Below are 16,253 nucleotides of genomic sequence, written 5' to 3' on the forward strand. Positions count from 1 at the left end.
CACGCGGTCTCTTCTCGCCGGCCGTCGGCGCCGTCGCGCCGACGGGCACCCGTCCGATCAAGTCGATCGCGTCGATCATATGAACGGATATCCGATTTGGGGAGCAACGTGCCCATCCGATTTCGCCCGCGACGTCGGGAGTGGGCCGGCAAAGCGGGGAAAGCCGGGCTCGGGGCGCGAAAAAAGCCGTACCCCGCACCGGTCGGGGTGCGGGGTACGGCTGCTCCGACGCCGAGTCGGGCGAGGGTCACACGCAGAACGTGTCCGCGACGCTCAGCGCCTCGTCCAGGATGGCCAGGCCCTCCTTGACCTCGGCCTCGGTGCTCGTGCACGGCGGGACCACGTGGGTGCGGTTCATGTTGACGAACGGCCACAGTCCCCGGGCCTTGCAGGCAGCGGTGAACTCGTTCATCGGCTGCGCGGCCGGCCCCGCGGCGTTGTACGCCACCAGCGGCTCGCGGGTGTCCTTGTTCTTGACCAACTCGATCGCCCAGAACACGCCCAGGCCGCGGACCTCGCCGATCGAGGGGTGCCGCTCGGCCAGCGCGCGCAGCTCGGGGCCGATCACGTGCTCCCCGAGCGACTTGGCGTGCTCCACGATCTTCTCGTCGCGCATCGCGGTGATCGTGGCCACGGCGGCGGCGCAGGCGAGCGGGTGCCCGGAGTAGGTCAGGCCGCCCGGGTAGGGGCGCTCGCGGAAGGTCTCGAAGATCCGGTCCGAGATGATCACCCCGCCGAGCGGGACGTAGCCGGAGTTGACGCCCTTGGCGAAGGTGATCAGGTCCGGGGTGATGTCCCAGTTGTCCACCGCGAACCACGCGCCGGTGCGGCCGAAGCCGGCCATCACCTCGTCGGCGATGAAGACGATCCCGTACTTGTCGCACAGCGCCCGGACCCCGGCCAGGTAGCCGGCCGGCGGCACCAGGATGCCCGCGGTGCCCACCACGGTCTCCAGCACGATCGCCGCGATGGTCTGGGCGCCCTCGAACACGATGGTGTTCTCCAGGTGCGCGAGCGCGCGCTCGCACTCCTGCGTCTCGCCGTCGGCGTGGAAGGCGGAGCGGTAGGCGTACGGGCCCCAGAAGTGCACGATGCCGGACACGCCGGTCTCGTTCGGCCAGCGGCGCGGGTCGCCGGTCAGCGCGATCGCGTTGGCGGTGGCGCCGTGGTACGAGCGGTAGGTGGAGAGCACCTTGTGCCGGCCGGTGTGCAGGCGCGCCATCCGGATCGCGTTCTCGTTGGCCTCGGCGCCGCCGTTGGTGAAGAAGACCCGGTTCAGGTCGCCGGGGGCCAGCTCGGTGATCAGCCGGGCGGCCTCGCTGCGCGCGTCGTTGGCGAACGCCGGCTGGACCATGCACAACTTGTCGGCCTGCGCCTTGATCGCCGCGACCACCTTGGGGTGCTGGTGGCCGATGTTGGTGTTGACCAGCTGGGAGGCGAAGTCGAGGTAGCGGTTGCCCTCGTAGTCCCAGAAGTAGGAACCTTCGGCGCCCGCGACCGCCAGCGGGCTGATGAGCCCCTGCGCGGACCAGGAGTGGAAGACGTGGGCGCGGTCGGCGTCGTATACGGCCTGCCCGGCCGCCTGGTCCAGAGTGCTCATGCGGCCACCCTAGGGCCGGACAAACCCCGCCCGAAGGAGGCAGGTTGTCAACGATCATCGGGCCCGGCCGACAGTGTGTCGGCCGGGCCCGATGGTCCGCGCGGATCGACTACTTGCCGCGCAGCAGGCTGTTGATCTCGATGGTCTGCGTGCGGCCGGGGCCGACGCCGATCGCCGAGATCGGCGCGCCGGACATGTCCTCCAGGGCCCGGACGTAACGCTGCGCGTTCTTCGGCAGATCCTCGAACGACCGCGCGCCGGTGATGTCCTCGGTCCAGCCGGGGAGCTTCTCGTAGATCGGCTTCGCGTGGTGGAAGTCGGTCTGCGACATCGGCAGTTCGTCGTGCCGCACGCCGTCGATGTCGTAGGCGACGCAGACCGGGATCTGCTCCCAGCCGGTGAGCACGTCCAGCTTGGTCAGGAAGAAGTCGGTGAGCCCGTTGACCCGGGTCGCGTAGCGCGCGATCACCGCGTCGAACCAGCCGCAGCGCCGGTCGCGCCCGGTGGTCACGCCGCGCTCGTGGCCGATCCGGCGCAGCGCCTCGCCGTCCTCGTCGAAGAGTTCGGTCGGGAAGGGACCGGCCCCCACGCGGGTGGTGTACGCCTTGAGGATGCCGATCACGCCGGTGATCTTGGTCGGGCCGATGCCGGACCCGGCGCACGCGCCGCCCGCCGTCGGGTTGGACGACGTGACGAACGGATAGGTGCCGTGGTCCACGTCCAGGAGGGTGCCCTGGCCGCCTTCGAGCAGGACCACCTTGCCCTGGTCCAGGGCCTGGTTCAGGACCAGTGTGGTGTCGGCCACATACGGGCGCAGTCGGTCGGCGTAGCCGAGGTATTCCTCGACGATCTCCTCGACCCGCAACTCGCGGCGGTTGTACATCTTGACCAGCATCTGGTTCTTGTCCGCCAGCGCGCTCTCGACCTTCTGGGTCAGGATGCCCGCGTCGAACAGGTCCTGGACGCGGATCCCGACCCGGTTGATCTTGTCGGCGTAGGCCGGGCCGATGCCGCGCCCGGTGGTGCCGATCTTGCGCTTGCCGAGGAACCGTTCCGTCACCTTGTCGAGCGTGCGGTGGTACGGCGTGATCAGGTGCGCGTTGCCCGAGATGAGCAACTTGGAGGTGTCGATGTCGCGTTCGACCAGGGTGCTGATCTCGTGCAGCAGCACCCCCGGGTCGACCACGACACCGTTGCCGATGACGGGCGTGCACTCGGGCGTGAGGATGCCGGAGGGCAACAGGTGGAGGGCGTACTTCTGATCGCCGATGACAACGGTATGGCCGGCATTGTTGCCGCCCTGGTACCGGACCACGTAGTCGACGGATCCGCCGAGCAGGTCGGTAGCCTTCCCCTTGCCCTCGTCTCCCCATTGGGCGCCGACGAGTACGAGTGCGGGCATGAGGCGTACACCCCTTCCAGGCGGGGCATGTTTGACAACGGGAGCCCCGGACGGTCCAAGCCCCTTGACGCGGTGCGCGGCAAGGGGCTCTTGCGGGGAGAGGTTACCTGAGGAAGGACGACCGGTGTCGGCCGAGCGCTCGCTGCTCGTGATCACGGACCCTGCGGCTCGCTCGGCGGACGGCGAATCCGTCCGGGTCGCGCTCGATGTTCTGCGGGCCTGCGCCCCCAGCAAGATCGTCATTCCCACGGACACCGCCGACCTGCAGCGCGCCCTCGCGCGGCGGGGTCGTCGGCGTGTCGTGGTGATCGGCGGGGATGCCGGCGTGCATGCCGTGGCGCGCTTACTGGACCGGCAGGGCGAGCTGGGCGAGACCCCGCTGGGGATCGTGCCGGTGGACACCGGGAGCGGCCACGGACTGGCCGAGGCGTTGGGTCTGCCGGCCGAGCCCGCCAAGGCCGCGCGCGTGGCACTGGGCGAGAACGAACGTTCCTTCGACCTGATGGCGGACGACCTGGGCGGCCTCGCGCTGCGGTCGGTACGCATCGGCCACGGGGTCCGCGCGGCGCGTGCGACCCCGGCCGGGACGTCGGCCGGCCGGCGCGGGCGCGGGCTGTTCGAGCAGGCCGCGCGGACCGTGTCGAACACGCTGCGCGCCGCGGTCGGGCCCTCGGGACACCGGCTGCGGATCGAGGCGGACGGCACGGTGGTGGCGGACCTGGATCGCCCGGTGTTGTCCGTACATCTGGGCTGCGACGGCTCGGCGGCGCCGCACCCGAACATGACGGAAATCACGTCGAACGGGTCGAACGCATCGAATGGGTGCAACGGCTCCGGGACCGCGAGCGTGATGATCACCGGACACCCCGGCAACACCCGCTTCGGCCAGACCGCCCCGACGCGCGAACCGCTGATACAGCTGCGCGCCCACGAAATCACGGTCTGTGGCCGCGACTTCACCTACGCCGCCGACGGCATGCCGACCGGCCCGGTGCACCTGCGCACCTGGACGGTCCGTCCGACGGGCTGGCGCCTGTTCGTCCCGGCGTAGCCCGATGCCCGAAATGCCGTAAATAGAAGGCAATTACCGAAACGCCGCAGCAAAAACGCCGGCCGAGCCCAAGAATCAGCCCGGCCGGCGTTTGCGGCCGGCTCTCCCGGAGGCCGGGTAGGTCAGCCCTCCAGGACGTTGGCCGCCGTGGCGCTGCTGTCCCGCAGGAAGATCGTGCAGCGCGAGTACTCCTCTTCCTCACCGATGGCCCCCGCCGCCCGCGCCAGCGCATGCAGGGAGCGCAGGAAGCCCCGGTTCGGCTCGTGCTCCCACGGCACCGGTCCGTGCCCGCGCCAGCCGGACCGGCGCAGCGCGTCCAGGCCGCGGTGGTAGCCGACCCGGGCGTAGGCGTAGGACTCGATCACGTTGCCCTCGGCGAACGCGGCGTCGGCCAGGTCGGCCCAGGCGAGCGAGAAGGTGGGGAACTTCGCGGCCACCTCGGCCGCCGGCACGCCGTCCACGAGCAGCGCCAGCGGCTCGGATTCCTCGGGCAGGTAGGTGGGGTCGGGTCCGCCGAAAAGATTCTGATCGATGGTCATGGGCTCATGATTGCCCATCGATCGGCCGGTACGACGCAAAGCCCGCGACCGAGGGGCCGCGGGCTTTGCGAGGTGCGGCGCGGGCTACTTCAGCCGGGTGCCCGCCGAGCGCAGGTCCCGGCAGGCCACCACGACCCGCTCGGCCATCCCGGTCTCGGCCGCCTTGCCGTACGAACGCGGGTCGTACAGCTTCTTGTTGCCCACCTCGCCGTCGACCTTGAGCACGCCGTCGTAGTTGCGCAGCATGTGGTCGACGACCGGGCGGGTGAAGGCGTACTGGGTGTCGGTGTCGACGTTCATCTTGACCACGCCGTAGTCCAGCGCCTCGCGGATCTCCTCGAGCAGCGAGCCGGAGCCGCCGTGGAAGACCAGGTCGAACGGCTTCTCCCGGCCGTACTTCGCGGCGACCGCGTCCTGGATGTCCTTGAGGATGCTCGGCCGCAGCTTGACGTTGCCCGGCTTGTACACGCCGTGCACGTTGCCGAAGGTCGCGGCCAGCATGTAGCGGCCCTTTTCGCCCAGGCCGATCGCCTCGACGGTCTCAAGGGCATCGGCCGCAGTCGTGTAGAGCTTGTCGTTGATCTCGTTGGCGACGCCGTCCTCCTCGCCGCCGACCACGCCGATCTCCAGTTCCATCACGATCCGCGCGGCGGCGCACTTGGCGATCAGCTCGCGGGCGATCTCCAGGTTCTCGGCCAGCGGTACGGCCGAGCCGTCCCACATGTGCGACTGGAAGAGCGGGTCCTGCCCCTTGGCCACCCGCTCGGCGGAGATGTCGACGAGGGGTCGCATGAACCCGTCGAGCTTGTCCTTGGGGCAGTGGTCGGTGTGCAGCGCGATGTTCACCGAGTACTTCTCGGCGACCACCTTCGCGTACTCGGCGAAGGCGACCGAGCCGACGACCATGTCCTTGACGGTGGTGCCGGACAGGAACTCGGCACCGCCCGTGGACACCTGGACGATGCCGTCGCTCTCCGCCTCGGCGAAGCCGCGCAGTGCGGCGTTGAGGGTCTGCGAGGAGGTCACGTTGATCGCCGGGTAGGCGAAACGTCCCGCCTTCGCCCGGTCGAGCATCTCTGCGTAGACCTCGGGAGTTGCGATGGGCATGCGTCTGCTCCTTGTTGCTCGAGCCGGCGGTGATATGAGGGTTTCGGACACGGATGGCCGTATCCCCGCTTGCCGCCCATCCTGGCAGACCGCCCGGGTCGACACCGCATCCCGCCTCCTCGTTCGGGGGAGTTCGTACGCAGGAGCGGGCGCGATATCTGACGGATCATCAGGTGGGCGTCACGGGGATCGTCGAACTGCGCGCGGGCGTCCGCCCGAACCGGGTTTCTCGCCCACAGCCTCCCCAGCCGACCGCCGCGTCATGCGCGCCCGCCGATCCGGTCGGTGCCGTCGGGCCCCTCGCGGTGCGAACTTCGCCCCCGGGCGCAACCCGCGGGGAGGTGGGGCGTCCTCAAGTACAGGGCCGGGTTCGATGGGGCGGGCGCGGTCGCACGACAGCGAAGGGGGCGGCAGGGCTGTGGCGCTGCTGAGCGTGCCGGAATTCGGGGGCGACCAGAGGTCGTCCGCGCCGCCGACGGAGGACGGGGGTGCGGTGCCGGGCATCGTGCGCCGGCCCCGCTTTCGAATGTTGCGGGGCGGCCAGGAACCGCCCGCCCGACCGACGTTGACCCAGCTCTACCACGCCCAGCGGCTCGGCATGGTGCGCCTGGCCATCCTGCTCGTGGACGACCTGGGCTCCGCCGAGGACGTGGTCCAGGACGCGTTCACGGCGCTCTACTCGCGCTTCGGCGAGGACCTCGAGGACGTCGACAACGCGATCGCCTACCTGCGCACCTCGGTGGTCAACCTCTCCCGCTCGGTGCTGCGTCGGCGGCGTACCGCGCGGGCGTACGTCCCGCCGCACGAGCCGGACGCCTCCTCGCCCGAGGACGCCGTCGTGCTCTCCGAGGAACACCTGCGCGTGCTGGCCGCCGTCCAGCGGCTGGCCCCGCGCCAGCGCGAAGTCCTGGTGCTGCGTTACTGGTCCGACATGACGGAGGCACAGATCGCCGAGACCCTCGGACTGTCCCGTGGAGCGGTGAAGTCCACCGCGAGTCGCGCCATCGATGCCCTCGAAAAGATCATGAAGGACGAACAGTCGTGACCGAACGAGATGCGCACAACGAGCCGATGGAGGAACTGCTGCGCGCGGCCCTCGGGGCCCGCGCGGACGGCGTCACCGCACACCACCTGCGCCCGTCGGGCCCGCCCGGCGCCACCACCCGCACCGGGCACTCCCGGTGGACGACGATGGGGATCCCGCTGTCCGCGGTGCTCCTGGCCGCGGCGGCGTTCGCCGGCGTGTCGCTGGCCGGGGCACCCGAGACCGACCGGAGCACACCGCTGCAGTCGCAGGTCCCGGTGCCGCTGCCCACCGCGGTGGTGAGCCCCTCCCTCGGAGTGGCGAACGCGGTCCCGCCGGAGAGTGCTTCGGTCCCCGGTCCGTCCGAGACACCGGAGTCGGACCCGCCACCGTCGAGCACCCCGCCGCCGAGCCGGCCGCCGAGCTCGAACCCGCCCAGCACCTCGCCGAGTTCCTCGGCCAAGCCGAAGTCGAGCGACGTCGCGGCGGTGCACTTCGACGTCCAGCCGTCCTGGCGGGTGGTGCGGGAGGACGCCATGCACGAATGTGTGCTCGCGGACGCCCGGTTCGCCGGCGACTGCCTGGGCCACGGCGCGTGGGTCAACGTCAAGCCCGTACCGGACCCGGACGGCAATTGGCCGACCGAGACGACCGTGGACAAGGACGAGGGTGGGCTGACCCAGCCGTTGTGCATGCGCGACGGCAAGTCGGTCCCGATTCCGACGGCCGGCGCGATCACCATGAAGCTGACCACCAAGTCGACGGTCACCGTCGCGGGGCAGCCGGCCAAGTACCGCTCCTGGACGGTGACCTGCGCCGATGTCGGGTCCTACCAGATCCGGCTGTGGTGGCTGGTGGACCAGGGGGTCTACGTGCACACGACCGGGCTGCCGGCCGGCGACGACCTCGCCGACCGGGTGGTGGCGTCCCTGGACCTGTCCGGCTTCCGGCCCGCGACGGGCGGCTGAGCGGGCGCGGGTGGGCGCCGGTGCGCGCGGGTGGGTGCCGGTGGGTGCCGGTGGGCACGCCGACCGCGCCGGCTCAGTGCTTCTCGGCGACCTGCTGCGCGGCCTTGCGGGCCGCGACCAGGATCGGGTCCCACACCGGCGAGAACGGCGGTGCGTAGCCGAGGTCGAGGGCGGTCATGTCCTCGACGGTCATCCGGTGGGTGAGCGCGACGGCGGCGGTGTCGATCCGCTTCGCGGCGCCGTCCCGGCCGACGATCTGTACGCCCAGGAGTCGCCCGGTGAGCCGCTCGGCGATCATCTTGACCCGCATCGACCGGGCGCCCGGGTAGTAGCCGGCCCGGCCGGTGGACTCGATCGTCGCGGTGACGAACTCGTAGCCGGCCGCCGCCGCGTCCTTCTCGCGCAGGCCGGTGCGGCCGATCTCCAGATCGCAGACCTTGCTCACGGCGGTGCCGACCACGCCGGGGAAGGTCGCGTAGTCGCCGCCGATGTTGGTGCCGATCACCCGGCCGTGTTTGTTCGCATGGGTGCCGAGCGCGACGTGTTGCCGGCGGCCGGAGACCAGGTTGAGCACCTCGACGCAGTCGCCGCCCGCCCAGATGCCGTCGGCGCTCACCCGCATCCGCAGATCGGTCCGCAGGCCACCGCTCTCGCCCAGCGGCAGGCCCGCCGCGCGGGCCAGTTCGGTGGCCGGGCGCACCCCGAGGCCGAGCACCACGATGTCCGCCGGAAAGCGGCCGGCGGCGGTCAGCACGGCGCTCGCCCGACCGTCGGTCAGCTCGACCTCCAACGCCTCCGTTGCGGTCACCACGTCGATGCCCAGGCCCTCCATGGCCTCGTGCACCAGCGCGCCCATGTCCGGATCGAGCGTGGACATCGGCTGCGCGGAGCGGTCCACGACGGTCACCGTCAGGCCCTTGCGGACCAGCGCCTCGGCCATCTCGATGCCGATGTACCCGCCGCCGATCACCACCGCCCGGCGATGCTCGGGGGCGAGCCACTCGGTCAGCTCGCGCGCGTCGTCCAGGGTCTGTACGCCGTACACGCCGGGCGCGTCGAACCCGGGCAGCGCCGGCCGGACGGGCACCGCGCCGGTGGCCAGGACGAGTTGGTCGAAGCCGATCCGGTCGGTTTTCCCGCTGCCCAGGTCGCGAACGGAGATCTCGCGCCGATCCAGGTCGAGCCCCTCGGCCTCGACCCCGAGCCGTAGGTCGATCCCGCGCTTGCGGTGCTCCTCGGGCGTACGCGCGATCAACGCGTCCGGACCGTCCACGTCACCGGACACCAGATAGGGGATGCCGCACGCCGAGTACGAGGAGAATCGGCCGCGTTCGACCACCACGATCTCCAGGTCGTCCACGTCGCGCCGACGTCGGGCCTGGGAGGCCGCACTCATCCCGGCGGCGTCGCCGCCGATCACCACCAGTCGTTCGTTGCCCACGTGCTGCCCCTGACTCTGTGTGCGTGCGGATGCCCGCGATGTCCGCGAGCCGTACCGATCCGGCCCCGCGCCGGTCGCGATCGCCGCCGGCAAGGTCCCGACCTGGTAATGATGCGGGCTCCGGGGCGGGGACGGGTGACGAGGCACGCGTCGCGCGGACTACCCTCCAGAGGTGGAATTCCAAGCTGTCAACGTCCTCGACGCGACGTCCCTCATCTCGACGTTCGGACTCATCGGCATCCTCGCGATCATCTTCGCGGAGACGGGCCTGCTGGTCGGGTTCTTCTTCCCGGGCGACTCGATGTTGTTCCTGGCCGGCGTCGCCGCGTCCTCGTCGGCGGAGGAGATCGTCGGCACGTCCATCTCGCTGCCCTGGTTGCTGGTCGGCGCGCCGGTATGCGCGATCGCCGGCGCCCAGTTCGGCCATTTCCTGGGGGCCCGGTTCGGCACGAAGATGTTCAGCAAACCGGACTCGAAGCTGTTCAAGGCCGAGTACGTGACCAAGGCCGAGGAGTACTTCGACAAGTTCGGGCCGGCCAAGGCGGTGCTCCTGGCCCGGTTCATCCCGATCGTCCGCACGTTCCTGAACCCGGTCGCCGGCGTCCTGGAGATGCCCGCGCGGACCTTCTTCGTCTGGAACGTCATCGGTGGCCTGGTGTGGACCGACGGCATCATCCTGCTCGGTTACAAGCTCGGCGACACGATCGGCAGCAGTATCGACAAATACCTGCTGCCGGGAATCTTCGTGATCGTGCTGATCTCGCTGCTCCCGATCATCATCGAGGTGGTGCGCAGCAAGCGTGAGGCAAAGCGCGAAGCGGCTTCCTCAGGTAACTGAATCAATACGCTGTGAAACGGCGGCGGGGCGCATTGGCGCCCCGCCGCTTTTTCGTTGTCCGGGCCGGCGTTCGGAAATTGGCCGTATTGGAATCCGCAGGCGTACAACCTTTTCGCGATGCGATGCGTCGGCGGCGGGTCGGCGGTGGATTCCGGGTACGAAAACACCCTGCCTCCGGACGGGGACCGGAGGCAGGGTGGGTTATCGGGGTGTCACCGTCGACACCGTCAGGCGGCGGAGCCGTTCTTGCGGCGACGCGAGAACACCAGGAAGCCCGCGCCCGCGATCAGCGCGGTGCCGGCGGCGGCGCCGATCAGCACGGGGGTGTTGTTGTCGTCGGAGCCGGTGGCGGCCAGTTCCTTGCCGGGCTTCTTGACCGGCGGCTTGACGGGCTTGGTCGGAGGCTTCGGCTTGTAGTTCGGGTCCGGCTTCGGCGCGGGCTTGCCGGCCTCGACGACATCGAACAGGTAGCCGTCGCTGATCGACACGAAGCCACCCTCGGGGTCGTTCCCGCCCTCCTTCGGGTTCTTGGAGCCGGACAGCACCACGTACGCGGCGGCGGTCTGGCCCAGCGGCGCCTTGGCGGTGAAGGAGATGCGCACGTCAATGGTGACCGTGGCCTTGTCCTTCAACTCCCACGGCCTCGTCTCGTCGTCCGAGTCGATCGGGAAGAAGGCCGCGATGACGCGCGGGCCGAAACCGTCCTCGGCGGGTATGTCCTGCTGCCACGCACTCGTCCACTGACCGGTGACCGGGTGCTTGTACTCGACCTTGAGGTGCTCTGCGCGAAGCGAGCCGGCCTCGTTCTCCAGCTCGATGGACGGTATGAAGTGCAGGTCGCGGCCCTTGTCGTTGGTGATGGACGCCTTGAACGCACCGGCGTCACCACCCTGGACGAACTTGGCCGGCATGCCGGAGACGGAGACCCTCGGGCCGTCGCCCTTGTTCGGGTTCGGGATGACCACGGCCTCGCCGGCGGCGGCCTTCGAAACCGGCGCCTTGGCGTCCGGCGCCTTGGTGTCCGGCTTCGCGGTGGTCGAGGTCGTCGGGGCCGCCGACGTTTCCTTGCCGGGCGTGCCCTTGTCGTCCTTCGGAGCCGCAGTCGAGGACGAACTGGTGGACGGAGTGGTGCTGTTCTCACCCGTGGCCATCGCGGCAGGAGCGGCGAATAGCGCGACCGTGGAAACCATGGCCGCGACGGCGGTCGCAGAAAGGCTGCGGCGCAGCTGCATGAAAAACCCTCTTCGAGTGGTGCTGAAGGTGAAGGTGGCCGCCGGGTCGGACGGGGAACCGACCCGGCGGCCCGAGGGGGAAGGGGCGGGGGTGTTCACGTCCCGTTCGGCGCGAATCGACTCGGCCGTGAGATCACGGCGAGCGCGCAGGACGACATACACGACGTATTCATACTTCCCCCCCGGGAAGTCCGGTCGGCGGATGCGCCGACTTCGGAACCGGATCCGACAATATCCGAGACCGGGGAAAAAGCAACGGCCGTCCCAAGAATGCGTAATGCATCACACGGGACGGCCGGCTGCGGAATGTACGCGCGGCGAACTAATTCAGTTCGAGGTCTTCCAGGTGGTAGGCGACCCGGTACTCCAGGCCGGCCTTTTCCACCGTCGGGGCGGCGCCGCGTTCCACGATCACCGCGACCGCGACCACCTCGGCGCCGGCCTCGCGCAGCGCCTCGACGGCGGTGAGAACCGAACCGCCGGTGGTGGAGGTGTCCTCGACGGCGAGGACGCGGCGGCCCTTGACGTCCGGGCCCTCGATCCGGCGTTGCAGGCCGTGTGCCTTGCCGGCCTTGCGCACCACGAACGCGTCGAGCCGGCGGCCCTGTGCGGCGGCGGCGTGCAACATCGCCGCGGCGACCGGGTCGGCGCCCAGGGTCAGCCCGCCGACCGCGTCGAAGTCGAGGTCGGCGGTGAGTTCCAACATGACCCGGCCGACCAGCGGCGCGGCCTCGGCGTCCAGGGTGATCCGGCGCAGGTCGACGTAGTAGTCGGCCTCCCGCCCGGAGGACAGGACGACCTTGCCGTGCACGACGGCCTTGGTCTTGATCTGGTCGAGCAGCGCATCACGGTCGGAACTCATGGCAAGGCAGCCTAGTGCCGGGGGACGCCGATCCCGGCTCAGGCCCGGCCGGTGTGGCGGCGGCGAACCTGCGACAGTCGCCGCCGGCACCCCGAGCGCACGACGGGCGGCGCGGCCGGCGTTCAGGTCCGCGCGGTGTTGCGGCGGCGGACGTGCGCCAGGCGCCACACCACCAATGCGCCCAGCACCGGGACCAGTACACCGAGCGCGCGACGGGCGACGCGGCCCGTGCCGCGGCCGGCCTCGGACCACAGATCCGGTTCGGCGGACAGTACGGACACCGGCGGCGCCGGGCGAACTCGGGTGCGTGGTCCGGCGAACGGCTCGGCGATCGGCTCGACCGGTTCGAACGGGGTGTCCGGCGGCGGGGCCAGCTCGTCGGCCAGCGCGGCGGCGAACAGGTCGGCGGCCCGGCCGAAGGCGACTCGCCGAGCCGAGTCGGTCTCGGCCTCGGTCTCGGCATCGGTGCCAGCGGCGGCCTCGGCATCGGCATCGGCATCGGCATCGGCCTCGACCTTCGGCCCCGGCTCGGCCGTGAACACGATCCGGGTCTCACCACCCCGGTCCGACTCCCCGTCGTCGGCCGCGCTCAGGTCGTAGAGCCGCATCGTGAACTCCGCGTCCAGTCGCCCCGCCCCGCCCTCCTCCGCGCCCTCGACGGTCGCGGTCAGCGCCAGCGGCTCGGCCGCGTCGACCAGCCGCAGGGTGCCGCGATAGGCGACCGTGTCGGCGCCCACCCGTAACCGCCAGCGGCCGATCAGCTCGACGCCCCCGGCCCCGTCCCGGGCCGGCCGGTCGAGCAGTAGGCCGGGAACACACTGGCCGAGCCGCTCGGCGTCGTGGAAGGTCTCCCATATCGCGCGCACCGGGATCGGCACGACGACCTCGTACTGCATCCGTTCTCCCCGTTCCGCGCGGCGGACGGCGGTCCACCCGCGCGACCTCGGACCGGCCCGGACGGCCGACCGCTACCGCCCACCCCATCACACCCGCCGGTGTCGCCCGGTCGGCGCGTCGGGGTCGATCACCCGCGGGCGCGCGTCGGGCTCGGCATCCGGCACCGGCGGCCCCTCGGGCAACCGCAGCCGGCGCGCCCTCGGGTAGGCCACGGGCCCCACGAGCCCAGCGAACAACACCGCGGCGCCGGCCAACGCGACCCCCGCCCCCAGCGGTCCGCTGCCCAGCACCTGCGCACACCACCGCGCCGCCAACCACGAGCAGACCCCCGCGCCGGCCGACACGATGGCCAGGCCCAGATGGGTGCGGGCCACCCGGAGCGTGTCCAGGCCGCCCAGTCGGCGGCGCAGCACCAGGGCCAGCCAGACCAGGCCGATCACCTGCGCGGCGCTGTACCCGGCGGCCATCCCGGTGACCGCCCACTTCACCGGCAGCGTCCAGTAGGCCAGCAGCGAGAACAGTGCCCCGGCCGCGGTCATCGCGACGTTGGCCCAGAACGGCGTGCGGGCGTCCTGTACCGCGTAGAGGCCGCGCTGGATCAGGTATTGCGCCGAGTAGGCGATCAGCCCGGGCGCGAACGCGGTCAACATCAGGCCCATCGCCCGGGTGTCCGCCTCGGTGGTGATGCCGTGCTGGAAGACCAGCGCGGTCACCTGCGGGCCGAGCGCGAAGAACAGGAACGACACCGGCACGATCACCAGCGCGTTCAGCCGCAGGCCGCGGGAGACCAACTCGCGGACCGCCGCCGGGTGTCCGTCGGCCGCGGCCCGGCTGATCCGGGGCATCAGCATGGTGGCGATCGACACGGTGACCACGCCGTGCGGGACGATCCACAACAACTGCGCGTTGGAGTAGGCGGTGTAGCCCACGCCGTGCCCGAGTCCGGACTTGACCGCCCGGTCGGACACCTCGACCGCGAGCCGGGTCACCAGCCAGTAGCCCACCTGCGAGACGCCCACCAGGGCGACCGCCCAGCCGGCCATCCGCAGCGGCGCGCCCAATCCGTGGCCGCGCCAGTCGAAGCGCGGTCGATAGCGCACGCCGGCCGCGCGCAGATAGGGCACCAGGGCCGCCGCCTGCACCACGATCCCCAGTGTGGTGCCCAGGCCGAGCAGCCGGATCTGCGCGGGGGTGATGCTCTGCGCGTCCCGCACGTCGTGCGCCACCAGCAGGAAGGACCCGAACACCGCGATCACCACGATGTTGTTCAGGATCGGCGTCCAGGCCATCGGCCCGAACCGGGCGCGCGCGTTGAGCACTTCGCCGACCAGCGCGAAGACGCCGTAGAAGAGGATCTGCGGCAGGCACATCCGGGCCAGCGCGATGGTCAGCGTGCGCTGCGCTCCGTCGTAGTCGGCGTAGGCGGACACGATCGCGGGCGCCGCGAGGACGCCTGCGACGGTGAGCGCGAGCAGCAGACAGCCGACCGCGGTGAGCAGCCGGTCGGTGTAGCCGGCCCCGCCGTCCGCGTCCCGGCGGGCCGCGCGCACCAGTTGCGGCACCAGGACCGAGTTCAGCGCACCGCCGATGAGCAGGATGTACAGGATGTTGGGCACCGTGTTGGCGACGTTGTAGCCGTCCGCGAACAGCCCCGTGCCGAGCGCCGCGACCACCGTGGCGCTGCGCGCGAAGCCGGTCAGCCGGGAGATCACCGAGCCGAGCGCGAGGCTCGCGCCGCCGCGCAGCACCGACCGTCCCCTGCCCACCGCACCGCCCCCTCGGGCCCGGCCGCGTGCCGGTTCGGCCGGGCGCGCCGGCTCCGTCGCACGCTTTCCGGACCGGGCATCACGATCCGTACCCCGAGCGTGCCTGCCGCGCGGCGGAGCCGAGACGACATGGCTCACAAACGACTCCAATTCGGCCTGGATCGGGGCTTCGGACATGCTCCCCCGTTGTCTGAGTCCCCGAGAGGCCACTTCTGTTGCATCCGAATTTCTCGGTGACGAAACCCCGTTGCCACGGGCTCATTAAGGGATGCGGGGCTACCCGCATCCCTCCGTCCCCGAGGAGACCTCCCGTGGTCACGCTGCTCCCCGCGCCGCCCGCGCGCGCTGCCGTTCCCGCGCTTCCCGTCGTGCCCGACGCCGGTGTGCTGCCGCCCGCCGGGTCGGCCGGCTCCGCGCTGCGGGTCGGCCCGCTGCCGCAGGACGCGCACCTCGCGCATCTGGACGCGCGCGGCGACGCGGGTTTCCTGCAATACCCGTCCTGGGCCGTGGTCAAGGACACCTGGCGCAGTGAGGGCATCGGCTGGTACGACACGAACGGGGTCGTGGTCGGCTCGGCCCTGGTGCTGTACCGCAAGATGCCCAAGGTGCCGTACTGGTTCGCCTATCTGCCCGAGGGTCCGGTCATCGACTGGACCGACCCCAAGCCGGAGCGCTGGCTGACCCCGCTGCTCGAACACCTGCGCGCGCGCCACGTGTTCACCGTCCGGATGGGACCGCCGCTGGCGCATCGCAGATGGCGGGCGCAGACCGTCAAGGACGCGGTCCGGCACGGCCTCAAGCACCTGGACCGGGTCACCCCCGACGAGATCGACCCGCTGGGCGCGACGGTCGCACTGCGGCTGGGCGACCTGGGGTGGCGCGCGTCCGGGGACGGTGCGGACGCACAGCCGCGCTACACCTTCGAGTTGCCGTTCGAGGGCCGCCCGTTGGACCAGGTGAAGGCGGGCTTCAACCAGGAGTGGAAGCGGGCGATCTCGAAGGCGGACAAGGCGGGTGTGGACATCAGCGTGGGCGGATACGAGGACCTGCCCGCGTTCTTCGAGCTGTTGCAGGTCACCGAGCGCCGCAACGGCTTTCGACTCGGCCGCGAACTGCCCTACTACCAGCGCCAGTTCCGCGCGCTGAACACCGAGTCGGCGGGCCGGATGAAGCTCTACCTGGCCCGCTTCGAGGACCGGTTGCTGGCCGCACACACGCTGATCAGCTCCGGCTCGCGGGTCTGGTACCAGACCGGCGCGTCCACGGACCACGGGCGTGGGGTGCGGCCCAGCCACGCGTTGCAGTGGCGGATGATCCGGGACGTGCACGAACGCGGCGTCCCGGTCTACGACATGCGCGGGGTCAGTCCGGTGATCGACCCGGACGACCGGCTGTTCGGGGTGCTGCGCTGGAAGCTGGGTACGAACGGGCGGGTCGTGGAGAACCTGGGCGAGTGGGAATATCCGGTGATGCCCGCGCTGCACAAGGCGTTCCGGGCCTACCTGTCGATCCGCTGACCGGTGCGC

14 protein-coding genes are annotated in these 16,253 nt (G+C 70.9%); 5 read left to right on the forward strand and 9 right to left on the reverse strand.

Annotated features, from left to right (window positions below; all coding sequences use genetic code 11):
- Positions 1-247: 247 nt before the first annotated feature.
- Together ABIA38_RS03320 and ABIA38_RS03325 are read right to left on the reverse strand one after the other, a co-directional pair.
- Positions 248-1,600, reverse strand: coding sequence for an aspartate aminotransferase family protein (locus tag ABIA38_RS03320; protein ID WP_424636850.1), 1,353 nt, complete (start codon positions 1,598-1,600; stop codon positions 248-250).
- Positions 1,601-1,709: 109 nt separating this feature from the next.
- A complete protein-coding gene (locus ABIA38_RS03325; protein ID WP_424636851.1) occupies positions 1,710-3,002 on the reverse strand; it encodes an adenylosuccinate synthase in 1,293 nt (430 codons plus the stop codon).
- Positions 3,003-3,126: 124 nt separating this feature from the next.
- Here ABIA38_RS03325 and ABIA38_RS03330 point away from each other — a divergent pair, with 124 nt between their 5' ends.
- Positions 3,127-4,053: a diacylglycerol kinase family protein gene (locus ABIA38_RS03330; protein ID WP_424636852.1), complete on the forward strand. Its 927-nt coding sequence runs from the start codon at positions 3,127-3,129 to the stop codon at positions 4,051-4,053.
- A gap of 122 nt (positions 4,054-4,175) precedes the next feature.
- Here the strand turns inward: ABIA38_RS03330 and ABIA38_RS03335 are convergent, their stop codons facing one another.
- Together ABIA38_RS03335 and fbaA are read right to left on the reverse strand one after the other, a co-directional pair.
- A complete protein-coding gene (locus ABIA38_RS03335) occupies positions 4,176-4,592 on the reverse strand; it encodes a DUF3151 domain-containing protein (protein WP_424636853.1) in 417 nt (138 codons plus the stop codon).
- A gap of 84 nt (positions 4,593-4,676) precedes the next feature.
- Complete coding sequence (gene fbaA / locus ABIA38_RS03340) at positions 4,677-5,699, reverse strand: class II fructose-bisphosphate aldolase (RefSeq protein ID WP_424636854.1); 1,023 nt, start codon at positions 5,697-5,699, stop codon at positions 4,677-4,679.
- A gap of 418 nt (positions 5,700-6,117) precedes the next feature.
- Between fbaA and ABIA38_RS03345 the strand changes: the two genes are divergently transcribed.
- Positions 6,118-6,744: a SigE family RNA polymerase sigma factor gene (locus ABIA38_RS03345; protein ID WP_424636855.1), complete on the forward strand. Its 627-nt coding sequence runs from the start codon at positions 6,118-6,120 to the stop codon at positions 6,742-6,744.
- Positions 6,741-7,691, forward strand: a complete 951-nt coding sequence (locus ABIA38_RS03350; protein ID WP_424636856.1) for a hypothetical protein — start codon at positions 6,741-6,743, stop codon at positions 7,689-7,691. The genes ABIA38_RS03345 and ABIA38_RS03350 overlap by 4 nt, the downstream gene beginning before the upstream one ends.
- Positions 7,692-7,764: 73 nt before the next feature.
- Here the strand turns inward: ABIA38_RS03350 and ABIA38_RS03355 are convergent, their stop codons facing one another.
- Positions 7,765-9,132 carry an FAD-dependent oxidoreductase gene (locus ABIA38_RS03355; RefSeq protein ID WP_424636857.1) on the reverse strand — a complete coding sequence of 456 codons (1,368 nt, stop codon included), beginning with the start codon at positions 9,130-9,132 and terminating at the stop codon, positions 7,765-7,767.
- A gap of 172 nt (positions 9,133-9,304) precedes the next feature.
- On the opposite strand from ABIA38_RS03355, the gene ABIA38_RS03360 reads away from it, so the two are divergent.
- Positions 9,305-9,970, forward strand: coding sequence for a DedA family protein (locus ABIA38_RS03360; protein ID WP_424636858.1), 666 nt, complete (start codon positions 9,305-9,307; stop codon positions 9,968-9,970).
- A gap of 227 nt (positions 9,971-10,197) precedes the next feature.
- On the opposite strand, the gene ABIA38_RS03365 is transcribed toward ABIA38_RS03360, so the two are convergent.
- The 4 genes from ABIA38_RS03365 to murJ all read right to left on the reverse strand — a co-directional run bounded on the left by ABIA38_RS03365 (position 10,198) and on the right by murJ (position 14,727).
- Positions 10,198-11,160 carry an LPXTG cell wall anchor domain-containing protein gene (locus tag ABIA38_RS03365; RefSeq protein WP_424636859.1) on the reverse strand — a complete coding sequence of 321 codons (963 nt, stop codon included), beginning with the start codon at positions 11,158-11,160 and terminating at the stop codon, positions 10,198-10,200.
- 364 nt (positions 11,161-11,524) lie between these two features.
- Entirely contained in the window at positions 11,525-12,064 is a 540-nt protein-coding gene (gene pyrE, locus ABIA38_RS03370) for an orotate phosphoribosyltransferase (RefSeq protein WP_424636860.1), read from the reverse strand.
- 122 nt (positions 12,065-12,186) lie between these two features.
- Positions 12,187-12,960 (reverse strand): CoxG family protein, encoded by a 774-nt coding sequence (locus tag ABIA38_RS03375; RefSeq protein WP_424636861.1) that lies wholly within the window; start codon positions 12,958-12,960, stop codon positions 12,187-12,189.
- An 87-nt stretch (positions 12,961-13,047) separates the two neighbouring features.
- The gene (gene murJ / locus ABIA38_RS03380; protein WP_424636862.1) at positions 13,048-14,727 is read right to left on the reverse strand and encodes a murein biosynthesis integral membrane protein MurJ; all 1,680 of its coding nucleotides are present in this window, start codon (positions 14,725-14,727) and stop codon (positions 13,048-13,050) included.
- A gap of 311 nt (positions 14,728-15,038) precedes the next feature.
- Between murJ and ABIA38_RS03385 the strand changes: the two genes are divergently transcribed.
- Complete coding sequence (locus ABIA38_RS03385) at positions 15,039-16,244, forward strand: lipid II:glycine glycyltransferase FemX (RefSeq protein ID WP_424636863.1); 1,206 nt, start codon at positions 15,039-15,041, stop codon at positions 16,242-16,244.
- The last annotated feature ends 9 nt before the right edge of the window (positions 16,245-16,253 follow it).

This window comes from Embleya sp. AB8 (genome assembly GCF_049739465.1).
Classification (GTDB): domain Bacteria; phylum Actinomycetota; class Actinomycetes; order Streptomycetales; family Streptomycetaceae; genus Embleya.

Coding starts and splice junctions, on each gene's coding strand:
- ABIA38_RS03365 (WP_424636859.1), bottom strand. CDS start 11,160: ATGGTTTCCACGGTCGCGCTATTCGCCGCTCCTGCCGCGATGGCCACG.
- ABIA38_RS03375 (WP_424636861.1), bottom strand. CDS start 12,960: ATGCAGTACGAGGTCGTCGTGCCGATCCCGGTGCGCGCGATATGGGAG.
- pyrE (WP_424636860.1), bottom strand. CDS start 12,064: ATGAGTTCCGACCGTGATGCGCTGCTCGACCAGATCAAGACCAAGGCC.
- ABIA38_RS03320 (WP_424636850.1), bottom strand. CDS start 1,600: ATGAGCACTCTGGACCAGGCGGCCGGGCAGGCCGTATACGACGCCGAC.
- ABIA38_RS03335 (WP_424636853.1), bottom strand. CDS start 4,592: ATGACCATCGATCAGAATCTTTTCGGCGGACCCGACCCCACCTACCTG.
- fbaA (WP_424636854.1), bottom strand. CDS start 5,699: ATGCCCATCGCAACTCCCGAGGTCTACGCAGAGATGCTCGACCGGGCG.
- ABIA38_RS03325 (WP_424636851.1), bottom strand. CDS start 3,002: ATGCCCGCACTCGTACTCGTCGGCGCCCAATGGGGAGACGAGGGCAAG.